This window comes from Arthrobacter sp. 01T425 (assembly GCF_056398725.1).
This window is the reverse complement of the sequence record NZ_JBFTPY010000006.1, coordinates 23685-47223: the sequence shown is the minus strand read 5'-3', so window position 1 is coordinate 47223 and position 23539 is coordinate 23685. Positions and strand designations below refer to the sequence as shown.

Sequence of the window (23539 nt, the reverse complement as noted above, 5' to 3'; positions counted from 1 at the left end):
CGGGCAAGTCCGAGTCCGAGTCCGGCCATTGTCAGTCAGACGCACGCTTGCGACACTTGGGGGCTTAGAAGGACGAAGGTCTCACCTGTTTTCCCTACCGGCGAACAGAACTCCTGTTCGTGCGACAACGGTACGGGCAGTGGCACTGCCGGTGGGAAGCGGCATGCTTCGTTATCCGGCGCTACTTGGATTAAACTGGGGGCATTAAACCCCTTCGAGGACTGGTTGCCCGTGGAGACAGTATTCTTCCTGGTCGTAATTCTCATCGCAGTGTGGATCCTGCTCGGCCTCTTGCTGAGACTCAAGAAGAGAACCCACCGCAAGGGCTCCAATTACTACGTGCCCACCTTCAAGGCCAACTTCGACACATGGGAGAGTAAATGGACCATGGACCGAAAGCTGCAGGAGAGGTGGGATAAGGCACGGTGGCAGCAGGAGTTTAACCGTCCGTAACTTCGGAGCAGGCGGTCACCATTCCCCCGAAGAGGAACATTAAAGCCGCGGATGCTGTGAAGCGCATTCATGACCGCACGGGTCACCCTGCGGACGAGGTGCATCCCATTCCCCTCTCGGTATAGTGCGTCCGGCCACCCCGGCCTGCGGGGCAGGCCAAGTTGCCACATACGGTTCGGCTGTCCCACGCCATCTGGGTTGAACAATAATCGGGAAGCCCGGAGTTCAGGGCACTCAGCAACTCCACTAGCTCCGAAGCGGGCCTTTCTCCCCTTGGCACGGCCGAGGGGCGGGGCTGCAATGAACGTAGGTTCCGTTCAGCCGCAGGAGGCATCCCATGAACGTCCCGGTCATTTTGGCGCTCGGCGCGATCATTGTGTTCGCCGTCGTGATGGGCGTTGTCATGTCGCGCGACAAGGATCCGCAACGGCGGGCGGCCGCGCTGACGCGCACCGGAGCGGCCGTCATGGCGGCGTTCACCATCATCGGGGGAATCTTCATCGGCGGCTTCGCGATGCAGGACCCGGGCGGAACAACCGGAACGCTGATCACGCTCGCCTGGGTGGTTCCGATGCTCATCCTCGCGGTCTCGGCCTGGTTCTGGCCGGCGGCAACCGCTCCCCTGCTGCTCGCCCTCGCCTCGGCCTTCATTGCCGCGTGCGTGTGGCTCGCCTTTGACCCCGCTGCCCTGAGCGCCTTCCTCAACGACAACGGCCCCCTTATCGCCGTCAGCGTTCTCGCGCTGGCGTTCCCGGCCGCAATCCTCGGCCTGAAAGTTACCGCACTGGCCGGCTGGCTGTTGGTGGGCTTGGGGGTGTTGCCGCTGTTGATCACGATCATCGGAAGGTCGGGTGCGGTCGGATCGCTGATCGCGGCCAGCCTGGTTCCCCTGGCCTGCGGGATCGCCTATCTGCTGTCCGTCCGGATGGCCAGGGCGGGTTCGACGTCGGGAACCATCCACCCGGCGGCCGCCTAAGGCTGCCGCACCGCCGCCAAACCCGGCCGCGTAACGCAAATCGGGCCGCGGGCCAACGGCGGGTAGCATCGGGGCCATGAGCGCCGACGACGACGACATCACCGAAGAACTGCTGGCCGACGCCGGGAAACTCACCGGGCTGAGCCTGGAACTGCTTGGGCTCGACCCCCACCCGGACGACATGACAGCCGAGCAGCGGCTCCAGTTTGATCCCGAGGACCTGGCCGAGATGGCCTCCGTCTCCTCCGAAGACCGGCGCAAAGCCGTGGGCCAGACCCGCTTGCTGGCCGGACTCCTGTGGAACTCGTCGAGCATCCTCATCGACCAGCTGTTCCGCGATCTCGGAACGCTCAGCACGCTGGATGTAGTCACGCCCACCGACATTGCCGGGACCTCGGTCCTGTCCTCGCTGCCGCCACAGTTCGCCGCCAGTTACGACGCGAAGTTCACCCAGAAGTTCATCGTGGTCGCGGCCGACGTCACCGCGTCGCTGGTCCGGGGCTGGACCGCCCCCGGCTGCCTTGCAGCGGAACTAGCCGTCCGCTGCCTGCTCGATCAGGCGGAAATCACCGAGGACATCTACGAACTGGACCTTTCGGAGGACTGGCGGGCCGACGTCGAGGAAGTCCTGTTGGAGGATGCCGACAGTGACGCGCTCTACTCCGACAACCTTGACGTTCTCGAGGACGACGCCGCAAGTCTGGACTTCGAGCAGTGGTTCGAACCCTTCACCCCCGGCGACACTGTTCCGCCGTACGCCTACTCCTGAGCTCTACGACTGAGCCCTACGACTGGGTGGGCGGCTCAGCGAACCGGGCCAGGAAGTCCTCCGTGAAGCGCCGGACGCCGTCCCACTCGGTGTACACGTAATCACGGGACGTGTCCGTGTCCGGGGATCCTTTGTCGCTGGCGATCTTCTTCATGACGTGCTTCTTGATGAACCCGTAGTGGGTATAGAGCACGGCGCCGGCGAACAACCCGACGTGGGCGGGCCGCCAGCCCGTGTCCTGCTCAAACTTCTCCACGTAGCCCTCCGCGGTCTGCTCGTCTCCGTGTGCGGCCATGCTCACCGAAACCAGGGCCGACGGCAAGCGTTCGAGCTCAGCGCGGTTCTTCTTAACGAAGTCTGCGACGTACCCCTCGTGTTTTCCCACGTGCACCGAGGCCGCCACGATCACGCCGTCATAGCCGCCCGGAAGGGGGTCCGGGGAATGCTTGAGGTCCGCCGTCTCCGCCTGGTGCCCGTTCGCCCGGACCACCTCGGCGATGTACTCCACGATCTGGGCGGTTTGTCCTTCGACGGTCCCGTAGGGGATATAGATTTTGGCCATGCGCCAAGTTGACCTCGCCCGGCTGTGACGCACTACGGCCGAAGGTCCCGCGGGCGGCGACGCACGGCCCTCTTGACGCCCGCACTCTTGACGGCGGCGGCCTACCGACATGAGATGGACGAAGGCCCGGTGCGGTTCTGATTCGACCGGCCGGTACACAAGCAGAACCCTCGATGAAAGGACGCAACATGTCCCTGCTCGACTCCGCCCTCTGGGACGGCAAGATCTACCTCAGCGGCTGGCGGCCCGGGCGCGGCGGGACCGGTGACGCCGTCGAACCAGCCACCGGAGAAACGCTGGGCCGCTATGGCGTGGCCTCCGTGGAGGATGTCCGCGAAGCCGCCGCGGTAGCCGCGAAAGCGCAAAAGGACTGGGCCGCCCGCAACCCGGAAGACCGCGCCGCCGTGCTCCGCCGCGCGGGACAACTCTGGGAGGAACACTCGGCGGAAATCCAGGCCTGGATCGTCCGCGAATCCGGCGGCATCCCGCCCAAAGCCGGGCTGGAAACCCACATCGCGGCCAACGAATGCTACGACGCCTCCGCCCTGCCCTCACTCCCGGCTGGCGACGTACTGACCTCAAACGAGAGCCGCTGGTCCTTCGCCCGGCGCCGGCCCGTCGGCGTCGTTTCGGTGATTGCACCCTTCAACTTCCCGCTGATCCTCTCCATCCGCGCAGTCGCCCCGGCGCTGGCCCTTGGCAACGCCGTCCTGCTCAAACCGGACCCGCGCACTGCGGTCTGTGGTGGCGTCACCTTGGTCCGGGTGTTCGAGGAGGCGGGTCTTCCGCCCGGCCTGCTCTCCCTGCTGCCCGGCGGCGCCGAGATCGGCTCGGCCGTCGTAGAGGCACCCGAGGTCCGCGTCATCGCCTTCACGGGGTCGACGGCGGCAGGGCGCAAAGTGGGCGAGGCGGCCGGCCGGCTGCTCAAGCGCGCCCACCTGGAACTCGGTGGAAACAACGCAATGATCGTGCTGCCCGGCGTCGACCTCCCCAAAGCTGTCTCCGCCGCCGCGTTTGGCTCCTTCATGCACCAGGGTCAGATCTGCATGGCGTCCGGCCGGCATATCGTGCACGAGGACATCTACGAGGACTACGTCAGCGCCCTGGCGGAAAAGGCCCGCCATCTACCGGTAGGCGACCCGAAGAGCGGAACAGTGGCGCTGGGCCCGGTAATCGACGAGAAGCAGCTCCACCGGGTGGACACGATCGTTCAGGACGCGGTGCAGGGCGGCGCGCGCCTGGCCGCCGGCGGCAGCCACGACGGCCGCTTCTACAAGCCCACAGTGCTCGCGGACCTCGACCTCGCCAGCCCGGCGTGGAAGGACGAAATCTTCGGCCCCGTGGCGCCGGTGATGAAGTTCTCCACCGTGGACGAGGCCGTGGCCCTGGCCAACGACAACGAATACGGGCTCTCCATCGGGATTCTCGGCGACGTCGGCATGGCCATGACGATCGCCGACCGGCTCGACTCCGGCAAGGTCCACATCAACGAACAGACCGTATCCGACGAGGCCAACTCGCCCTTCGGCGGGGTCAAGAACTCGGGCAACGGCTCTCGGATCGGCGGCCATCACGCCAACATGGAATCCTTCACGGAAATCCAGTGGCTGACCGTGCGGCCGGACATCGCGCCGTACCCGTTTTAGGCCGGGTAAATGCGGGAGTTCCACGCCGCAGATGGCGCGGAGCCGGACTCCGCGGCAGATCGGGGCGAATGTCCGGCGGACATTCGCCCCGATCTGCCGCACGATGGCCGGCCCCGGTCCGCCCGTCAGCCCGAAGTGCCCCGCCCCCAGCGCCGGGCCGGCTACGGCTCCCTGTGTTCCGGCTGGTCCCGAGGATCCTGCATGCCGCTAAGTTCGAATGCCCGCCTTTCATGAGCTGAACATATCCGGGCCGCTTATCAAGCAGGCCCGGTGGTCCCATTTTCCGCAAACGACGCGCCGAACGTCCCATAAAACAGCACCCTTCCCAGTCAGGTGTTGCGACGTTGATGCGAAACCGCGGCCCCGCACGGCGGTGCGCCCGACTGCCGAAAACGAAGAATCCCTGCCCGGATTCCCGGCCAGGGATTCTTCGCTCAGCGGAAGCGCACTAGTAGCCGGATGGCTGGTCGAACCGCTGGCCGGCAGGGTTGGAGGGCAGAATTGTCATCACCAACAGCGCCAGGCCGCCGAGGAACGGCACCAGGACCAGCAGGATCAGCCAGGCGCTCAGGTTCACGTCGTGGAGGCGCCGCGCCAGCAGGGCCACGGACGGAACGATTGTCCCGAGCCCCCAAATGACAGCAAGGATCAAGCCGACAATGGCACCCGGTCCCGTCACGGCGGTTCCGGACGCATTAGTCGTCGTGCCGGTGCTGGTGATGATGTTGATGACTATCCCGACGATGAGGGACACCAGTGCCCACCACCAGTACTCACTGCGGCTTGCCCGGCCGGAGAAGATGGCGTATTTCTTGAAGAATCGCTGGACGGCCTGCTTGAGGGTAGCCCCATAGAGCGGCGCCCAAAGCGGAGTCTCTCCGGTCTGGGGCGGAAATGCATTCGGTTGCTGCGGATAACTCATGTAATCCCCTTGAATGAGTGCGAATGACGAGATTCATCCTAGGGCCGCCGTCGGACATGAATGCCTGTTGGGCGGCGAGAATTTACACTGCGTTCACCCGCGCATGTGTGCGGCGCAGGAGGCTAGACCCGGATCAGTGGACGCGGAACCTCAGGCGCCGGTCAACCGTCGTGCTTAATCTCCCGGCTCGAACACCGCGGTTCCCATCATCAGGATGCCGCGCCGGGGTATCCAGAAGTCCCCCAACCTGTCCTGGACTGGCAAGGCAGCGGGTTCTCCCAAGTCGCGTCCCTTGAGCACGGCCCGGCTGTCTGCGACGAACCACATGCGCCGAGGGTGGACGGCAAATCGTTGGCCGTTGGGGGCGAGGCCAGTCAGGCCCAGGTGGCCCGCCCCGAGGAGCGGTCCGGCAACGGCACCCATGCCGCGCAGGAACGCCCGGCTGCGCCACAGCCGGTCCGGAACGGCACCGGACACCACCGTCATGAATCTGGTGATCGTCGTGGAGCGCAGCGTGAGCTGCCAGTGCAGCGCAGCGCCGCCGTCGACGTCGACCGTGAAAGCGTGGCTGCCGCTCCACGTGAGGGAAATGCGGGAGGTTGACGCCGAATCGAGGGCGGCGCCGAAGTACCGGGGGCACGAGAGTCCTGGGGCCACGGTGCCATGCATTGACCATGCTCCGGCGGGGTCGCGGATCCAGACCGAGGTGTACCCCGGCCCGATCGATGACCCGGCGAAGCGCCGCAACGCCAGTACGTAGCCTGAACTGAACGGAACCCCGGTGACGCCGAACCCGGTGAAGGATTCTTCTTCCCCCGCGACGTCCCCCGCGGCGCCGTGCGCAGTAGAGCGCGCGGCGGCCCGCTCGGCGGCTTCAACCAGCGCCTGGGGACTCTGCATGGCATCAGCCTCCGGATTGCGGCGGGCCCGCTCTGTAACTCTACGTGCGCAATCTACATGTGGACGTGGAGCCGCCGGGCTGCTTCGGAGATGGAGCCGCTCAGGGACGGGTACACGGTGAAAGTGCTGGCGATGTCGTCGACGTGCAGCTTCTGGGTCACGGCGATCGAGATCGCGAAGATGAGCTCGGAGGCGTTCGGGCCCACCACCACCCCGCCGATCACGGTGCCGGAGCCCTTGCGGGCGAAGATTTTGATGAAACCGTCGCGGTGGTTGCGCATCTTGGCGCGGGCGTTGCTGCGCAGGGACAGCTTGATGACGTCGGCCTGGTACTTGCCCGAATCAATCTCGGCCTCGGAGACGCCCACGTTCGCAATCTCGGGCGAGGTGAAGATGTTGGATGCCACCTGGTGCAGCTTAAGGGGCATGACACTGTCGCCCAGGAAGTGCGCGATCGCGATCCGGCCCTGCATCGCGGCGACGGAGGCGAGCGCCAGCACGCCGGTGCAGTCGCCCGCGGCGTAGATGTTCGGCGCAGTGGTGCGCGAGACGCCGTCGACCTTGATGTGGCCGCTCTCGGTCAGCGCGACGCCGGCTTCCTCCAGGCCGATGCCGGCCGTGTTGGGGATGGAGCCGACGCAGACCAGGCAGTGGCTGCCGGTCACCTTCGAACCGTCGCCGAGGGTGACCACGACGCCGTCGTCCGTGCGCTCGACGGTCTCGGCGCGGGCGCGGGAGAGGACCTTAAGCCCGCGGCGTTCGAAGACGCCCTCGAGGACCTCGGCGGCGTCGGTGTCCGAGCCCGGCAGCACGCGGTCGCGGCTGGAAATCAGGGTGACCTTGGAACCCAGGCCGTTGTAGGCCGAGGCGAATTCCGCGCCCGTGACGCCGGAACCCACCACGATCAGCTCTTCGGGGAGCACGTCCATGTTGTAGATCTGGGCCCAGTTGAGGATGCGCTCACCGTCCGGGCGGGCCGTGGGCAGCTCGCGCGGGTGGGCGCCGACCGCCAGCAGGATGGTGTCTGCTTCCACCGTCTCGGTGCCGTTGGCGGTGAGGACCTCGATGGTGTGGTTGTCCAGCAGCCTGCCGGAACCGATCAGGATGCGGACGTTCTGGTGTTCCAGCCCGACTTGGATGTCCTCCGACTGCTTCCGCGCCAGCCGCAGCAGGCGGTCGTTGATGTGCTTGAGGTCCGCGCGCATCGTGGGGGTGCAGTCGCCGCCGTCGAGGTCGAATTTAACCCCGAGCTCGCCGGCCTCGCCGACGCGGGTCATCAGATCTGCCGTCGCGATCAGGGTTTTGGACGGAACGACGTCGGTCAGCACCGCCGAGCCGCCGAGGCCCGCACGCTCGATGATGGTGACCTGCGCCCCCAGCGAGGCGGCGACCATGGCGGCCTCGTAGCCGCCAGGCCCTCCGCCGAGAATTGCGATGCGGGGTGAGCTGAAGTCAGGATGCGTAGTCACAATCAACCATTGTCCACCATCTGAACCGGAGCCACCAAGAATCCGGGCCGCGCGCGGGTCCGGCCGTGCATGCTGGGCAGCGGGCCCCGGCCGCGATAACTTGTACCGGTGAGTACAACAGAATTCCTGAACACGGACCCTTTCGACGCCGCCCGCGCCGCCGCCGACTACATCGCTGCAGAGACGGGCGTCGAATCCCATGACGTCGCGCTGGTCCTCGGCTCGGGCTGGGGCGACGCCGCCGAGCTCATCGGCGAGACGACCGCCACCTTGTCCGCCGCCGAAATCCCCGGCTTCTCCGCACCGTCCGTGGTGGGGCACGTGGGCACCATCCGCTCGGTCCTGACCAAAGAGGGCAAGCGCGCCCTGGTACTGGGCGCACGCACGCACTACTACGAGGGCAAGGGCGTCCGAGCCGTGGTGCACGGGGTGCGCACCGCCGCCGCGGCCGGCTGCAAGACCCTCGTGCTGACCAACGGCTGCGGCGGGCTCAACGAGAACTGGACGCCCGGCACGCCGGTGCTCATCAGCGACCACATCAACCTCACCGCCACCTCTCCGTTGGAAGGGGCAACGTTCGTGGACCTGACGGACCTGTACTCCTCCCGGATCCGCGGGCTGGCCCGCGAGGTGGACCCGTCGCTGGACGAGGGCGTCTACGCCCAGTTCACCGGCCCGCACTATGAGACGCCCGCCGAGGTGCAGTACGCCAAGCGGATCGGCGCCGACCTGGTGGGCATGTCCACGGCGCTTGAGGCGATCGCCGGCCGTCACGCCGGCATGGAGGTCTTCGGCATCTCGCTGGTGACCAACCTCGCCGCCGGGATCAGCCCCGTGCCGCTCAGCCACGGGGAAGTCCTCGAGGCCGGCGAGGCCGCCGGCCCGCGGATTTCCAAGCTGCTGGCAGACATCATCGCCAAGCTCTGATCCTGGTTCTGGCTAGGCCCCGCGACAGGTCCTGGGCCACCCGGCTGCGGCTATTCCGCGGCCAGGTAGTCCAGGACCTTTGCTTTATCCGCCGGGAACCGCCGCTCCATCGAGTCCGCGATCCCGGCGATGCTCTGGCGGGCCAGCGCCTGCCGCCAGGCGAGTTCGGCCTGGCGCATAGTCTGGGAAATCAGGCACGTCCGCGCGAAGTTCTCCTGCCGGTCCGGTTCCGGAACATTTCCGAGGATCGCCTCGCACCGGAACGCCGGGTCCTGGCCCTCCAGCGCCAGCACGATATCCAGCACGGTGATATTTTCGGGCCGGCGCGCCAAGAGAAAGCCGCCGCGGGGACCCGACACCGAGTCCAGGACGCCGGCGCGGACCAGCGACTGAAACTGCTTGTTGAGATAGGCCGCCGGGAGTTTGTAGAACTCTGCCAGCCGGGCACTGTTCACCGGCTCACCGGGCGGTGTCCATGCCATGTTGACGCAACTGTGCACGGCCCATTCGACACCACGGCCCATCTTCATATTCCAGACGTTACGTGTCCGGAAATTTGAGTGTCAAGGTCCGGCGAAAGGCCTCGAGATGGAACTGAAACCCGAACTCCCGATTGTCTGGGCAGGAATCGCCCACGATTGGCGATAGTTTGGTTCCATGACGTCTTCTGATGCCGAACTCGCCCGCCTCCTGAGCGATGCCCGCGATTGGGCAAGCCAGGACCCGGACCCCGCCACCGCCGCCGCACTCTCCGAACTCGTCCGCCGCGCCGACGGGGGCGTCGCCGCGGCCCGCCAGGAACTGGCCGACAGCTTCAGCGGCACCCTGCAGTTCGGCACCGCTGGACTGCGGGCAGCCCTCGGCCCGGGTCCGAACCGGATGAACCGCGTGGTGGTCCGCCGCGCCGCCGCCGGCTTCACCGCCTTCCTCACCAACGCGGTCGGGCAGGCCTCCCCCGGCACCCGGCCGCGCGCCGTCGTCGGCTATGACGCCCGTTACAACTCCGACATTTTCGCCGAGGAAACAGCGGCGATCCTCACCGCGGCGGGGGTTGAGACCTTCCTGATGCCGGCCGCGCTGCCCACCCCGCTGCTCGCCTACGCGGTGCGGGCGCTGGACTGCGACGGCGGCGTCATGGTTACCGCCAGCCACAACCCGCCGCAGGACAACGGCTACAAGGTGTACCTCGGCCGTCACGCGGTGGAGGAAAGCGGCCGCGGCGCCCAGATCGTGGCACCCTACGATGCCCTGATAGCGGCGAAGATCGACGCCGTCGGCGCCCTGGACTCGATCGTCCTGGCCGCGGACGGGTGGACTGTGCTGGAGCCCTCGATCGCGACCGACTACCAGCGCGCCGTCGCGGCCCTGGCGGTTCCTGAGCACTTCCCGGCCCGCGGGCTGAAGATCGTCCTGACCCCCATGCACGGGGTGGGCGGAGAAACGGCCGTGGCGGTGCTGAACGCCGCCGGATTCGACGACGTCACCCTCGTCACCGAACAGGCGCAGCCGGATCCGGACTTCCCCACGGTGAACTTCCCCAACCCGGAGGAGCCCGGGGCGCTGGATCTTGCCCTCGAGGCGGCGACGCGCGAGGACGCCGACATCGTGATCGCCAACGATCCCGACGCCGACCGGGCAGCGGTGGCGGCGAAGGATCCTGATACCGGCGCGTGGCGCATGCTGCGCGGCGACGAGGTAGGCGCATTGCTCGGTGCCCACGTCGTGGCGCGGCAGGTCGCCAGTGGCGAAGCACCGGCCGGCGTGTTCGCCAACTCGATCGTGTCCTCCCGGCTGCTGGCGCGGATCGCGGCCGCGGCAGGCTACGCGCACGAGGAAACCCTGACCGGCTTCAAGTGGATTGCCCGGGTGCCGGGGCTGGTCTACGGCTACGAGGAGGCGCTGGGCTACTGCGTTGCTCCGTCGCTGGTGCGCGACAAGGACGGCATTTCGGCTGCGGTACTCATTGCCGAACTCGCGGCGGCCGCAAAGGCCGAGGGCAAGACGATCTTTGACACCCTGGACGAGCTGTACCTGGTGCACGGGCTGCACGCGAGCGACCAGCTCAGCATCCGGGTGGCGGACCTCGGCCTGCTGGACGCGATGATGAACCGGCTGCGCGTGAGCCCGCCGGAATCGTTTGGCGGCTCCGGCGTCGAGGCCGTCACGGACCTTGCCGAGGGCAGCGAACTCCTCCCGCCCACCGAGGGCCTGCTGTACCTGACCCGGGACCTCAGCCGTGTGATCATCCGCCCCAGCGGTACGGAACCGAAGCTCAAGTGCTACCTGGAAGTCATCCGCAGTGTCGGCTCGGCCGCCGAGCTTCCGGCAGCCCGGGACGAGGCCCGCACGGCCCTGGACGGCGTCCTTGCGGACGTCCGCGAGGCACTGGGCCTCTAGAGCTGCACCTCAATGTACCCGCCCACAATCCGGGTACCGAAGGTGGCGAGGCGGAGTTCCGGGCTGCCGAGGCATTCTCCGGTGCCGAGGTCGTAGACCTCCTTGTGCAACGGAGATGCCACCGTGGGCCGGTCCCCGCGGGATCCGGTGATGCCGCGTGCCATGACGTTCGCCCCGGTGGCCGGGTCCTCCTGCGCGACGGCGAAAACCTCACCGGACAGGGTGCGGAACACGGCCACCTGGCGGCCCGCAATCAGTGCCGCCTCGCCCCAGGCGGGTTCCAGGTCCGCCACGGCGCACACCCGGTGCCAGCCGGCTGCGGCTTCAGTAATTTGGTCCTCAACGTTGTGTACGGCGGTTTCAAGTACGGCGGTCATCCCGGCCCCTCTCTGATACATCCCTTACGGGCTCAACCGCTGCTGCGGCCACATATTCAAGCTAGGCGCGCGGTGTTTCATCCGGACGCGCCGGATGTGTCCGGCGCGTAAAAGAGAGCTCACACGGCGGGAAATGCATTCGTGATGCAGAAGTTAAGATCACGAAACATAAGGGAAACTGAAGCGAAATTCCGGTTGCCTAGTCTGGGACGACAAGCTGCAGAGCACCGTCTGCGGCCCATGCGAAAGGCCCACCGTGACCGGACACCCCTCAAGCCACCCGATCCAGGGCGCAACCAGCGCCGCCCCGCGCCGTATTGTGGTGGCCGGCGGCGGCCCCGCAGCGCACCGGTTCGCCGATGCCATGCACGCCCGCGGACTCGATGGCTGGCACGTTACCGTCCTCACCGAGGAAGCCCACCTCCCCTATGACCGCGTCGCGCTGAGCAAGGCACTCACCGACAGCGACGTCGACCTCACCCTGGGCAGCGCTTCCATGTGGGACCACACGGCCCTGAACCTCAAGACCGGCGAGCGCGTCACCAGCATCGACGCCGCCGGCAAGACCGTCCGGACCGCGGCGGGAACCATTTATCCCTATGACGAGCTGGTGGTAGCGACGGGCTCGGACGCTGCCCGCCTGCCCATCCCGGGCGCCGAACTCACCCATGTGTACCGCACCCTTGAGGACGTCTGGTCCATCAACAAGGCCATCGCGGACCTCACCGCGAAGCTGGGCCGGAAGGTCAACGCGGTCACGATCGGCGGCGGTCTGCTGGGCCTGGAATCAGCCGCCGGCACCGAACAGCTCGGCGCCACCCCGATCGTCATCAACGGCTCGCCGTGGCTCATGAACACCCAGCTGGACGAGGGTGCCGGCCAGGCGCTCGGCCGGCTGATCGAGGCCAAGGGCTTCACCGTCCACGGCGGGGTGTTCCCCTCCGAGGTCATCTCTGACGACGACGGCCAGGTCACCGGCGTCCTCATGGCCGACGGCCGGATCATCGACGCCGACATCGTGATCGTCGCGATCGGCGTGCGGCCCCGCGACGAACTGTTCCGGGCGGCGGATGGCCCGGATGGGCAAAAGGGACCGCAGCAGTTCCAGCTCGGCCAGCGCGGCGGCGTCGTCATCTCCGACGACTGTTCCACGGAGGTTCCCGGCATCTGGGCGATCGGCGAGGTCGCCAACTTCGGCGGCATGTGCCTGGGACTCGTGGCCCCGGCCAACACGATGGCCGAAATCGTCGCGGACCGGCTGCACGGCGGCGACGCGACCTTCCCCGGCTTCGACACCGCCACCAAGCTCAAGCTCTCCGGCGTCGACGTCGCCAGCTTCGGTGACGCCTTCGCCCGCACGGAACACGCGCTCGAGATCGTCTACGCCGACCCCGCCCGCGGCGTCTACCAGAAGATCGTCACCACCGACGATGCCAAGACCCTGCTCGGCGGCATCTTCGTCGGCGACGCCTCGCCCTACACCTCCCTGCGCCCCATGCTGGGCCGCGAACTGGCCGCCGAACCCGGCGCCTACCTCACCGCGGCCGGCGGCGGCGACGCCGGGGACGAAGTCTTGGAGATCCAACTGCCAGATGACGCGATCCTGTGTTCCTGCAACAACGTCTCGGCCGGAACCATCCGTGACACCGTCAACGGCTGCGGGAGCTGCGACGGCAACGCGCCGGTCCGGGAACTCGGCGAGCTCAAGGGCTGCACCCGCGCCGGCACCAGCTGCGGTTCCTGCGTGCCGATGCTCAAGAAGCTGCTCGAAACCGAACTGACCAAGTCCGGCGTCGAAGTCTCCAAGGCCCTGTGCGAACACATCGAGCTCTCCCGCCAGGAACTCTTCGACGCCATCCGGGTCCTGGAGCTGACCTCCTTCGAGGAGATCATGGCCAAGTACGGCACCGGCGCCGGCTGCGATATCTGCAAGCCGACCATCGCCAACATCCTCGCCAGCCAGAACAGCGCCTACGTCCTGGACGCCGGCCGCGGCACCCTGCAGGACACCAACGACCGCGCCCTGGCCAACATGCAAAAGGACGGCACCTACTCGGTGGTCCCGCGGATCGCCGGCGGCGAGATCACCCCGAAGAAACTCGGCGTGATCGCCACGGTCGCCGAGCAGTACGGCCTCTACACCAAGATCACCGGCGGGCAGCGGATCGACATGTTCGGCGCCCGGCTGGAGCAGCTGCCCGAAATCTGGAAGGTCCTGGTCGATGCCGGCTTCGAATCCGGCCAGGCCTACGGCAAGAGCCTGCGCACGGTGAAGTCCTGCGTCGGCTCCACCTGGTGCCGCTTCGGGGTCCAGGATTCGGTGGCCATGGCCATCGCGCTCGAGCTGCGCTACCGCGGCCTCCGCAGCCCGCACAAGCTGAAGATGGGCGTCTCCGGCTGCGCCCGCGAATGTGCGGAGGCCCGGGGCAAGGACGTCGGCGTCATCGCCACCGCCGACGGCTGGAACCTGTACGTCGGCGGCAACGGCGGCGCCACTCCGGCGCACGCCCAGCTGCTGGCCAAGGACCTCGACGACGAAACCCTGATCAAGTACATCGACCGCTACTTCATGTACTACATCCGCACGGCCGACCGGCTGCAGCGCACCGCGCGCTGGCAGGAAGAGCTCGACGGCGGCATCAAGCACGTCGAGGACGTGGTGGTCCACGACACCCTGGGCATCGCCGAGGACCTCGAAGCCGCCATGGCCAAGCACGTTGACACCTACGTCGACGAATGGGCCGACACCCTGAAGGATCCCGAACGCCTCCGCCGCTTCCGCTCCTTCGTCAACGCCCCGGACCAGAAAGACGATTCGATCACCTTCGTCTCCGACGAGCGCGGCCAGATGCGCCCCGCGACAGCGGAGGAGAAGGCGCGGGCCGGGCAGCAACCGGTCCTGATCGGGGCTTCCATTCCGGTCCGAGCCACCACCCCGGGACTGCCTGACGAGAACGAGGTATAGCCATGCAGCTCACCATTGACCTCACCGGACGCGAAGTCCTGGTCACGGGCGCGGACCACGCCGCCCGTCAGGCCGCGCGGCGCTATGAGGCGGCCGGCGCCGTCGTGTTCCGCCTCAGCACCCCGCAGGGCGCCGGCATGGACGGCCCGCTGCCCGAGCGCCCGTTCCTGGTCGCGGCGGTCGACGACGGCCAGCCGGGCTGGGAGGCCCTCCTCGGCCGGTGCCGTGCCACCGGCATTCCGGTGGCGGCCGAGCCCCCGGCCGGCCCGGCGGGCCACGTCACGCTGGTCGGCGGCGGACCCGGGACCACCGAGCTGCTCACCGTCGCCGCCGTCGCCGCGCTGCGCGACGCCGACGTCGTCTTCTACGACCGGCTCGCCCCGTACCAGGACCTGCCGTCCCTGACCTCGGCAGAGCTAGTGGACGTGGGCAAGAAGCCCGGCCACCACAAGGTCAGCCAGGCAGACATCGAAAAGCTCATGGTGGAAAGCGCGCTGGCCGGCAACAATGTGGTCCGCCTCAAGGGCGGGGACCCCTATGTGTTCGGCCGCGGCGGCGAGGAAGTCGCGTCCTGCGTCGCGGCCGGGGTTCCGGTCCGCGTCATCTCCGGAGTCACCAGCGCCATCTCGGTTCCGGCCGCCGCCGGCATCCCGGTCACGCACCGCGAAGTCAGCCACATGTTCACCGTGGTCTCCGGCCATGCCCCGCTGACCGAGAACGAACTGACGCACCTCGCCGGGCTCGGCGGAACCATTGTGGTCCTGATGGGCATCGGCACCCTGCACCACCTCGCGGCCGGACTCCGCCGGGCCGGAATGCGGGCCGACATGCCGATGGCGGTCGTCGAACGCGGCTACCGCCCCGGCCAGCGCACCACGATCGCCGAGCTGGGCACCATCACCTCCGCAGCCGCGGACTGCAGCAACCCCGCCGTCCTGGTGATCGGGGACGTTGTCCGGGTGGCCGAAGCCAACCGGGGCTGTGCCGATGCCACGGCAGAGCTCGACCGTCTGGCCGCATCACTGATGGAGGCGTAAGGATTCCCATGAGCGCATTGAACGCCGTCGCCGCAACCTTCCCGGAGCCCGGCGCACCACTGTCCTCCTTGAACCCCGCCCTCGCCTCCGCACTGACCGCCGGCGCGACCGCCGTCGCCCCCGCGCCCGAACCCGCCGAGGAGGCGACCGACCGGGACCTTCCCCTGGACGGCTTCCGGATCGGCGTCACCTCGCACCGCCGTTCGCAGGACCTCATCGAGGCCCTGGAACGCCGCGGTGCCGAGGTGCTTCACGCCCCGGCACTGAAGATCGCCCCGGTCCGGGAGGACCAGAGCCTGATCGAGGACACCCGGGCGATCATCGCCGCCCGGCCCGATCTTTGCATCGCGACCACCGCCTACGGCATGCGCCGCTGGTGCGAGGCCGCGGACACGTTTGGCATTGGCGACCAGCTGCTGGAGACCCTCTCCGCCACCCGGATGTTCGTCCGCGGGCCCAAAGCCCGCGGCGCCGTGCGCGCCGCCGGGCTCGCCGACGTCGGAATCAGCAGCGACGAAACCACGTCCACGCTCGTGGACATGCTCCTGGCCGAGGGTGTGCGCGGCAAGACAGTCGCGGTGCAGCTGCACGGCTACACCGATGTCCGCCAGCTCGAGCGCCTGCGCATGTCCGGCGCCACCGTCCTGACGGTCACCCCGTACCGCTGGGTCAAGCCCGACGGCGCCGACCGGCTGCCCAAGCTGATCGAAGCCGCGTGCAGCGGCAACCTGGATGTCCTGACGTTCACCAGCGCGCCCGCCGTGGACGCGATGTGGAGCACGGCGCACGAGATGGGCGTCTACAAACAGCTCGTAGAGAGCCTGAAGACCACTGTGGCGACCGCCGTCGTCGGGCCCATCACCGCGCAGCCGCTGCTCGATGCCGGGCTGCATCCGCTGATCCCGGAACGGTTCCGGATGGGCGCCCTGATCCGGCTGGTCTGCGAGCACCTGGCGCTGAACCACGTCCGCCGGATCGACACCGTTTCCGGCAGGGTGGAGCTGCGTGGCCGGTCGCTGCGCATCAACGGCGAGCCGGTTGAGATGGCGCCCGCACCGCTGTTGCTGCTGCGCGCGCTCATCGGCGCCGGCGGGGCAGTGCTGTCCCGCGAGGCGCTCTCGGACCTGCTGGAGCTGCGCGGTTCCGTGCATGCCCTGGACATGACCGTCAGCCGGCTGCGGTCCGCGCTGCCGGACACCCGGCTGGTGGAAACCGTGGTGAAACGCGGCTACCGGATCCGGGTCTAACCCAACGCGGGGTCACATAGCGCCCATCCCACCGCTATCTATAGGCGCTAAGTGACCCCGCGTTGCTTTGCTGCCGGCCTTCGCGGGGTGTGACCCACGGCATTACCGGCCGGTAAATACTGGCGAACGGGCAGGGCAGAAGCGGCAACACCCGGGAAACACCCCGGAAAAATCGGACGCCTACGCTGGGGTTCATCAAGCACACCGGCCACACGATGGCCACCCAGCGAAAGGGCCAGCACATGTCCGCTCCGGCAATGTCTCCCATCTCCACTTCCTCCCTGACAGGCGCTCCGGCTGCCGCCGCCACCACGGCCGCCCGGCCCAGGATCGTCATCGCCGGCGCCGGCCGGGCCGCCCAGGCGCTCGTCCGGCAGCTCACCCGGACCCCGTTCGCCGGCGCCATCACGGTCCTCAGCAACCGGGACGACGCCCCCGAGGAATTGCTGGAGCTCGCCGTCCTGCCCCAGGTATCCGTCCGCTTCGGCCAGCCGGCCAGCTACATCGACGCGGAAAACCGCTGCGTGACCACCGCCGACGGCATGGAGTTCGACTACGACGAGCTCGTCATCGCCACCGGTTCCGCCCCCGCCGAGGCTCCGGTGGAAGGTGCCGCCCGCTGCCTGAGCTATTCCACGATCGACGACGCCGCCGGGCTGGGCGAGGCCGTCAAGGACGTCACCCGGGTCCTGGGCCGCCGCCCCCTCGGCATCCTGGTCGGCACGGGTTCGGCCGCCGGCCAGGCCGAGGCCGTGCTCCGGTCCCGCGGCGTCCGCCCGGTCCGCACCACCGTCCGTCCCGCCGCCGTCGTTCCCACCGCCGCCGGGTCCGCCCTGCCGGCGTCGGGCATCGTCTTCGAGGACGGCTCCAGCATGAACGGTGACCTCGTGATCCTCGCCGAGGAGCGCATCGCCCGCGACGAGCTGGCCGCCACGGCCGGGCTCGCGACCGCTGCCGGCGGCGGGATCGTCATCGGCCAGGACTTCCGCACCTCCGTGCCGGGCATCTGGGCGATCGGTGACGCGGCAGCCTACGACGGCGTCCGGCTGGGGCTGCTCGTGGCCTCCGGTTCCGCGGCGTCGGTGTGCGCTTCCCAGTTGCTTCAGGCCACCATGGGCCGGGCCCTGGCGGCCGCCGCCTGACGTGCCGGGGAGGCCCGGCCGGGGGCATCCGCCGGGCACATTCCTATGGCAAGATGGTTCCCTGATAAGCCGCGCACCACGCGGCGCCGCCAGGGCCCGCAGGCCCACAAGGCCCGGGAAGGGACCGCCGCGTCCCAGGCCCGCCACGAAAGGGACCACCATGAGCCAAGAAGCCGCCACCGGGGGGACGCCCAACATCGCCTCCTACATCGACCACACCCTGCTCAAGCCGGAGGCCAGCGAGGCGGAGATCCTCAAGGTCTGCGCCGAGGCGGCGGAGTACCACTTCAAGTCGGTCTGCGTGAACCCGGTCTGGGTCAAGACCGTCAAGAAAGCGCTCAAGGGATCCGGCGTCCTGACGTGCTCCGTGGTGGGATTCCCGCTGGGCGCCACGCCGAGCGACGTCAAGGCCTTCGAGGCCCGCGGCGCGGTCCTGGACGGTGCCGAAGAAGTGGACATGGTCATCAACATCGCCGCGGCCCGTGCCAATGACAAGGGCGCGCTGGTGGACGACATCGCCGCCGTCGCGGCCGCCGTGCACGAGGGCGGAGCCATCCTGAAGGTCATCATCGAAACGGCGCTGCTGGGCGATGACCAGAAGGTGCTCGCCTGCGAGGCCGCAGTGGAAGCCGGGGCGGACTTCGTGAAGACCTCCACGGGCTTCAACGGCGGCGGGGCCACTGCCGAGGACGTCGCTCTCATGCGCCGCACCGTCGGCCCGGACCTGGGTGTCAAGGCCTCCGGCGGCGTGCGTTCCCTGGCCGATGCTCAGGCTATGATTGCTGCAGGTGCAACACGTATTGGCGCCAGCTCCGGTATCGCGATCGTCAAGGGTGAACAGGGTTCGTCCGCGTACTGACCGTGCCGGCACCGCCCACAGTTTTGAGCCCCCCGGGGCCGAGGAGGAACGAATGTCCAGCAACACCACCCCGTCCCGGCGCGTCGAGAACAGCCTCGGATCCAGCATCGCCCTGTTCGTGCCGATGATGGTCCTGTTCCTCGGTGCGATCTACTCGCTGTCCTTCCTGACGCTGGAAAACACCTGGCCGATGGCCGTCTGCCTGATTCTCTTCGCCGCCGCGTTCTGGATCCCGCAGACCCTGCTGGGACGCTCGGACTCGGCCGGCGAAAACTAGGCCACTCCTGACCCTTAAATGACTGAAGCTCCGGTTCATCCGGAGCTTCAGTCATTTAACCGGTGGCAGTCCTAGCCGGGCACCAGCGCGAACAGGCCCTTGACCAGCCCCGTGCCGAGGGCCAGGGCCGCGGGGAAGTGCGCTTTGGCCACCGCCAGGCCGGCGCCAAACATCCCCACCATGGCGTAGCCGCTTACCGGGATCAGGACGAACCATTCCCGCCGCGAACCCGCCCGGCCCAGCAGCGGGATGGAGAACGCCCCGTTGGCCCTCCAGATGTTCTTCAGCAGCGGCAGTTTCCGCAGGACCTTGGGCGGCTTGATCACAAGTGGCCAGAGCAGCGGCACTCCCCCGGTGGTGATCATGTCCCCCACAATGTGCACCAGCACCCCGGTAAGCATCGAAACCGGCAGCCAGGTCCACTGGTGCGGCGCGAACCACGTCACGAGTCCGGCCATGAGCAGCCCGACGATCCAGTTGCTGATCCAGCCGAATTTCGGGAAGAGTTTCAGTGCCTTCGCGGCGATGTTGATCATGAACATGCACAGCAGGCCGGCTCCGACGGACAGCAGCCCCCACTGGGTCTGCACCTGCCACTGCCCGGCGATCGTGGCCAGCAGCACGAAGAACGCCGCGCCCAGCACCGAATGAGTGCCCTGCCGGTGGCCCCCGCTGGCGTTCTCAATGCCGCGCGCCACCAGGTTGGACAGCGGCGGCAGCGCGTGCGCCACCGTGCTGGCACGGTGGTCCCAGTCGCAGACCAGCGCGGTCCCCGCCGTCGCCATCGCGCCGATCACGATTCCGGTGGGATCCAGCGGGTACCAGCCGAGCGCATACGGGCCGGTCGAGGCAATGGCTACCCACGCCGCGGCTCCCGACGCGGCGTGATGTCCTCCCATCATTCTTTTATTTCACCGCCGGTGTGGCAGAGACAGGGGCGTCGGAGAAGATGTTGCGGATCACGCCGTTGGCCCACTCCAGGATCTCGGCGTCCTGCAGGTCCCGGCCGCCGATCCTGGCCGTCTTGGGCTTCGGAACGAGCACGGCGTCCAGAGCCGGCTTCGCCTGCGCGCCGGGGTACATCCGGGTCAGGCGCATGAGCTTGGACTCGGGCAGTTGCGCCGGGGAGAACTTGATGAAGTTGCCCTGCAGCGCGACGTCGGACAATCCGGCCTCGCGGGCGCCCACCCGGAACCGGGCGACGTCGATCAGGTTGGTGGCCGGCAGCGGCAGCTCGCCGTAACGGTCCACGAGCTCCGCGAGGACCTCCTCGATCGCCTCGTAGGTGATGGCGCTGGCGAGTTTGCGGTAAGCCTCCAGGCGCAGCCGTTCGCCCGGCACGTAGTCGTGCGGCAGGTGCGCGTTGACCGGCAGTTCGATCTTCATTTCGGCGGCCTTCTCCTCCGCCTCGCCCCGGTATTCGGCTACGGCCTCGCCGACCAGCCGGATGTAGAGGTCGAAGCCGACGCCTTGGATGTGGCCGGACTGCTCGCCGCCGAGCAGGTTGCCGGCGCCGCGGATCTCCAGGTCCTTCATGGCCAGCTGCATGCCGGCGCCGAGCTCATTGTGCGTTGCGACGGCCTTGAGCCGTTCCAGCGCCACCTCGCCCAGCGGCTTTTCCGAAGGGTAGAGGAAGTAGGCGTAGGCGCGTTCACGGCCGCGTCCCACACGTCCGCGCAGCTGGTGCAGCTGGGAGAGGCCGTACTTGTCCGCGCCGTCCACGATCAGGGTGTTGGCGTTGGAGATGTCCAGGCCGGTCTCGATGATGGTGGTGCAGACCAGGACGTCGAAGCGCTTTTCCCAGAAGTCCACGATGATCTGCTCCAGCCGGCTCTCGGACATCTGCCCGTGCGCCACCTCCACCCGGGCCTCAGGGACCAGTTCGCGGATCTTCGCCGCGGTGCGGTCGATCGTGGACACCCGGTTGTGGACGAAGAACACCTGGCCTTCGCGCATCAGCTCACGGCGGATCGCGGCGGAAGTCTGCTTGTCCGTGTACGGGCCCACATACGTCAGCACGGGGTGCCGTTCCTCCGGCGGGGTGGCCAGGGTGGAGGTTTCGCGGATGCCGGTCAGGGACATTTCCAGTGTGCGCGGAATCGGGGTGGCGCTCATGGCCAGGACGTCGACGTTGGTGCGCATCTTCTTCAGCGCTTCCTTGTGTTCGACGCCGAAGCGCTGCTCCTCGTCCACGATCACCAGGCCGAGGTCCTTGAAGCCGAAGTCCTTGGACAGCAGCCGGTGCGTGCCGATCACGACGTCCACGGAACCGGCCTTGACGCCGTCGGCGGTTTCCTTGGCCTCCTTGCCGGTCTGGAAGCGGGACAGCGGCTTGACGACGAGGGGAAAGCCGGAAAACCGTTCGGTGAACGTCTCGTAGTGCTGCTGGGCGAGCAGCGTGGTGGGCACCAGCACGGCGACCTGCTTGCCGTCCTGGACCGCTTTGAACGCGGCCCGGACAGCGATCTCTGTCTTGCCGTAGCCGACGTCGCCCGAGATCAGCCGGTCCATCGGGATCTCCCGCTCCATGTCGGCCTTGACCTCGTTGATGGTGGTCAGCTGGTCCGGGGTCTCCACGTACGGGAAGGCCTCCTCCAGTTCCCGCTGCCACGGGGTGTCCGGGCCGAAGGCGTAGCCGCGGGAGGCCATCCGGGCCGAGTACAGCCGGATCAGCTCGCCGGCGATCTCCTTGACCGCCTTGCGGGCCTTGGACTTGGTGCTCGCCCAGTCCGCGCCACCCATCTTGCTCAGCGCCGGAGTGTCGCCGCCCACGTACCGGGTGACCTGGTCCAGCTGGTCGGTGGGCACGAAGAGCCGGTCGCCCGGGGCTCCGCGCTTGGACGGGGCGTACTCCAAGACCAGGTATTCGCGCACGCCCTCGCCGCCACCGGCAACCTTGCGCTGGATCAGCTCCACGAACCGGCCGATGCCGTGCTGTTCGTGCACCACGGAGTCCCCGGCCACGAGCTGCAGCGGATCCACGGCATTCCGCCGCTTGGACGGCATCCTGCGCATGTCCTTCGTGGAACCGGCCGAGGTCCGGCCCAGCAGGTCAGCCTCGGTCAGCAGCGCCAGCTTGAGCGGATCCAGGACAAAACCGCGGCCGACGGCGGCGGTGGTCACCTCGATCAGCCCGGCCTGCGGATCGGCCTCGAGCGTGTCAACCCGCGCGCACGGGATGTCGTTGTCGTGGAAGAGTTCGGCGAGGCGCTGCGCCGGGCCCGGGCCCTCGGTGACCACGACGATCCGCCACTGGTCCCGGACGCGGGAGCCGATGAAGTCCATCATTTCCGCCACGTCGCCCTGGTAGCCGCGGGGTTCCCGGGCGTGCAGGTTCAGCACGTCGACGTCGGGCAGCAGCTCCTCGTCGCTGGCCAGCGAGGTGATGGACCACCAGGAGACGCCGTGCTCGAGGGCCGCGGTGCGGGTTTCGGTCAGCGAGCGGAAGCTGGCCGAGTGCAGCGCTTCGGACGCCGCAGAGGTCAGATCAAGAGGTGCGGTGCCGCCGTCGGACGCCGTGGACCAGGCGGCCTCGAGGAATTCCTCGTTCGTGGCGGCGAGGTCGTGGGCCCGGGTCCGGACCTTCTCCGGCTCGATCACCACCGCGATGGAACCCGCCGGGAGCTGGTCCAGGAACGGCACCATGGCGTCCACCAGCACGGGGGCCAGCGATTCCATGCCCTCGACGGCGATGCCGCCGGCGATTTTCTCCAGCATGTCCGCGGCGGCCGGGAGCTGGGACTTCAGGGTCGCGGCGCGGGACATGACGGAGGGTGTGATCAGGATTTCGCGGCACGGCGGGGCATGGAGTTCGGTGGGATGGTGCAGGCCGGGCGCGGTCAGCGAGCGCTGGTCGGCGACGGCGAACCAGCGCATCTGGTCCACCTCGTCACCAAAGAACTCGACCCGGATGGGGTGGTCCTCGGTGGGCGGGAAGACGTCCAGCATGCCGCCGCGGACGGCGAATTCGCCGCGGCGGGTCACCATGTCCACCCGGGCGTAGGCGGCGTCGGCCAGGCTCTTGACGACACCGCTGAAGGGGGCCTCCTGGCCGACTTTCAGGGTGACCGGCACCAGTTCGCCGAGTCCGGCGACGATCGGCTGCACGACGGCGCGGACGGGGGCTACCACCACGCGCAGCGCACCGGCGGTGGACGATTCGGGGTGCGCGAGCCGCCGCAGCACAGACAGCCGCCGGCCCACGGTGTCCGAGCGCGGGGAGAGCCGCTCATGCGGCAGCGTCTCCCAGCTGGGGAACTCCGCGATCGTCTCGGCCGGCAGGAAGGCGCGCAGGGCCTCGGTCAGGTCCTCAGCCTCGCGGCCGGTCGCGGTGACGGCCAGGACCACGGGCACTCCCCGGCCAGCCCCTGCAGAGCCGGTTTCGTTTCCCGCCAGGGTCGCGAGTCCGTCCGCCATTTCCGCGAGCAGCGTGGACCGCATTCCGGCCGGGGCGCTGATCTGGTAATCCTCGCTGCGGGCGGCGAACCCGCGGGCGGCCTCGGCCTGGATCCGGGCGTAGTTCCGGTCTTCGGCGAGGACACGGCGCAAACCGGTGAGAGAGGGGCCGTTGAGGCTCATAGCTGTTGCTCCTGATGGGATCACGGGGTGCAGGCA

At 68.1% G+C, this 23539-nt stretch carries 20 protein-coding genes; 12 read left to right on the top strand and 8 right to left on the bottom strand.

The window, feature by feature from the left end; all coding sequences use genetic code 11:
• Positions 1 to 231 precede the first annotated feature (231 nt).
• The 3 genes from AC1DNG_RS08930 to AC1DNG_RS08920 all read left to right on the top strand — a co-directional run bounded on the left by AC1DNG_RS08930 (position 232) and on the right by AC1DNG_RS08920 (position 2198).
• The gene (locus tag AC1DNG_RS08930) at positions 232 to 453 is read left to right on the top strand and encodes a hypothetical protein (protein WP_230009052.1); all 222 of its coding nucleotides are present in this window, start codon (positions 232 to 234) and stop codon (positions 451 to 453) included.
• A 337-nt stretch (positions 454 to 790) separates the two neighbouring features.
• Positions 791 to 1429 carry a hypothetical protein gene (locus tag AC1DNG_RS08925; protein WP_476887175.1) on the top strand — a complete coding sequence of 213 codons (639 nt, stop codon included), beginning with the start codon at positions 791 to 793 and terminating at the stop codon, positions 1427 to 1429.
• A gap of 76 nt (positions 1430 to 1505) precedes the next feature.
• Entirely contained in the window at positions 1506 to 2198 is a 693-nt protein-coding gene (locus AC1DNG_RS08920; RefSeq protein WP_476887174.1) for a hypothetical protein, read from the top strand.
• Between the two features lie 16 nt (positions 2199 to 2214).
• Here the strand turns inward: AC1DNG_RS08920 and AC1DNG_RS08915 are convergent, their stop codons facing one another.
• Positions 2215 to 2760, bottom strand: a complete 546-nt coding sequence (locus AC1DNG_RS08915) for a flavodoxin domain-containing protein (protein ID WP_476887173.1) — start codon at positions 2758 to 2760, stop codon at positions 2215 to 2217.
• A 188-nt stretch (positions 2761 to 2948) separates the two neighbouring features.
• Between AC1DNG_RS08915 and AC1DNG_RS08910 the strand changes: the two genes are divergently transcribed.
• Positions 2949 to 4406: a benzaldehyde dehydrogenase gene (locus AC1DNG_RS08910; protein WP_476887172.1), complete on the top strand. Its 1458-nt coding sequence runs from the start codon at positions 2949 to 2951 to the stop codon at positions 4404 to 4406.
• A 448-nt stretch (positions 4407 to 4854) separates the two neighbouring features.
• Here AC1DNG_RS08910 and AC1DNG_RS08905 read toward each other — a convergent pair whose 3' ends face one another.
• The 3 genes from AC1DNG_RS08905 to AC1DNG_RS08895 form a co-directional block, all read right to left on the bottom strand.
• Positions 4855 to 5328 (bottom strand): DUF805 domain-containing protein, encoded by a 474-nt coding sequence (locus tag AC1DNG_RS08905; RefSeq protein ID WP_476856537.1) that lies wholly within the window; start codon positions 5326 to 5328, stop codon positions 4855 to 4857.
• 174 nt (positions 5329 to 5502) lie between these two features.
• Positions 5503 to 6228 (bottom strand): hypothetical protein, encoded by a 726-nt coding sequence (locus AC1DNG_RS08900; RefSeq protein ID WP_476887171.1) that lies wholly within the window; start codon positions 6226 to 6228, stop codon positions 5503 to 5505.
• Positions 6229 to 6281: 53 nt separating this feature from the next.
• Positions 6282 to 7697, bottom strand: coding sequence for an NAD(P)H-quinone dehydrogenase (locus AC1DNG_RS08895; RefSeq protein ID WP_028278354.1), 1416 nt, complete (start codon positions 7695 to 7697; stop codon positions 6282 to 6284).
• 108 nt (positions 7698 to 7805) lie between these two features.
• Here AC1DNG_RS08895 and AC1DNG_RS08890 point away from each other — a divergent pair, with 108 nt between their 5' ends.
• Entirely contained in the window at positions 7806 to 8624 is an 819-nt protein-coding gene (locus tag AC1DNG_RS08890) for a purine-nucleoside phosphorylase (RefSeq protein WP_476872724.1), read from the top strand.
• Positions 8625 to 8674: 50 nt separating this feature from the next.
• Here AC1DNG_RS08890 and AC1DNG_RS08885 read toward each other — a convergent pair whose 3' ends face one another.
• Positions 8675 to 9154, bottom strand: coding sequence for an RrF2 family transcriptional regulator (locus AC1DNG_RS08885; RefSeq protein ID WP_028278356.1), 480 nt, complete (start codon positions 9152 to 9154; stop codon positions 8675 to 8677).
• Between the two features lie 127 nt (positions 9155 to 9281).
• Between AC1DNG_RS08885 and AC1DNG_RS08880 the strand changes: the two genes are divergently transcribed.
• Positions 9282 to 11021, top strand: a complete 1740-nt coding sequence (locus AC1DNG_RS08880; protein WP_476887170.1) for a phospho-sugar mutase — start codon at positions 9282 to 9284, stop codon at positions 11019 to 11021.
• Here AC1DNG_RS08880 and nirD read toward each other — a convergent pair.
• Positions 11018 to 11398 carry a nitrite reductase small subunit NirD gene (nirD, locus tag AC1DNG_RS08875; RefSeq protein WP_476887169.1) on the bottom strand — a complete coding sequence of 127 codons (381 nt, stop codon included), beginning with the start codon at positions 11396 to 11398 and terminating at the stop codon, positions 11018 to 11020. The two genes, AC1DNG_RS08880 and nirD, sit on opposite strands and share 4 nt — an antisense overlap.
• A 256-nt stretch (positions 11399 to 11654) precedes the next feature.
• On the opposite strand from nirD, the gene nirB reads away from it, so the two are divergent.
• The 6 genes from nirB (at position 11655) to AC1DNG_RS08845 (ending at position 18925) form a co-directional block, all read left to right on the top strand.
• On the top strand, positions 11655 to 14363 hold the full coding sequence (nirB, locus tag AC1DNG_RS08870) for a nitrite reductase large subunit NirB (protein WP_476887168.1): 2709 nt from the start codon (positions 11655 to 11657) through the stop codon (positions 14361 to 14363).
• 2 nt (positions 14364 to 14365) lie between these two features.
• Positions 14366 to 15400 (top strand): uroporphyrinogen-III C-methyltransferase, encoded by a 1035-nt coding sequence (gene cobA, locus AC1DNG_RS08865; RefSeq protein ID WP_476887167.1) that lies wholly within the window; start codon positions 14366 to 14368, stop codon positions 15398 to 15400.
• Positions 15401 to 15408: 8 nt separating this feature from the next.
• Entirely contained in the window at positions 15409 to 16647 is a 1239-nt protein-coding gene (locus AC1DNG_RS08860) for a uroporphyrinogen-III synthase (protein ID WP_476887166.1), read from the top strand.
• A 242-nt stretch (positions 16648 to 16889) separates the two neighbouring features.
• Positions 16890 to 17789: an FAD-dependent oxidoreductase gene (locus tag AC1DNG_RS08855; protein WP_476887165.1), complete on the top strand. Its 900-nt coding sequence runs from the start codon at positions 16890 to 16892 to the stop codon at positions 17787 to 17789.
• A 160-nt stretch (positions 17790 to 17949) separates the two neighbouring features.
• On the top strand, positions 17950 to 18648 hold the full coding sequence (deoC, locus tag AC1DNG_RS08850; protein ID WP_028278361.1) for a deoxyribose-phosphate aldolase: 699 nt from the start codon (positions 17950 to 17952) through the stop codon (positions 18646 to 18648).
• Between the two features lie 52 nt (positions 18649 to 18700).
• Positions 18701 to 18925: a hypothetical protein gene (locus tag AC1DNG_RS08845; protein ID WP_230010712.1), complete on the top strand. Its 225-nt coding sequence runs from the start codon at positions 18701 to 18703 to the stop codon at positions 18923 to 18925.
• A 71-nt stretch (positions 18926 to 18996) separates the two neighbouring features.
• Here the strand turns inward: AC1DNG_RS08845 and AC1DNG_RS08840 are convergent, their stop codons facing one another.
• Together AC1DNG_RS08840 and mfd are read right to left on the bottom strand one after the other, a co-directional pair.
• Positions 18997 to 19827 carry a metal-dependent hydrolase gene (locus tag AC1DNG_RS08840; protein ID WP_018774647.1) on the bottom strand — a complete coding sequence of 277 codons (831 nt, stop codon included), beginning with the start codon at positions 19825 to 19827 and terminating at the stop codon, positions 18997 to 18999.
• A 4-nt stretch (positions 19828 to 19831) separates the two neighbouring features.
• The gene (gene mfd, locus AC1DNG_RS08835) at positions 19832 to 23503 is read right to left on the bottom strand and encodes a transcription-repair coupling factor (protein WP_476887164.1); all 3672 of its coding nucleotides are present in this window, start codon (positions 23501 to 23503) and stop codon (positions 19832 to 19834) included.
• Positions 23504 to 23539: the final 36 nt, after the last annotated feature.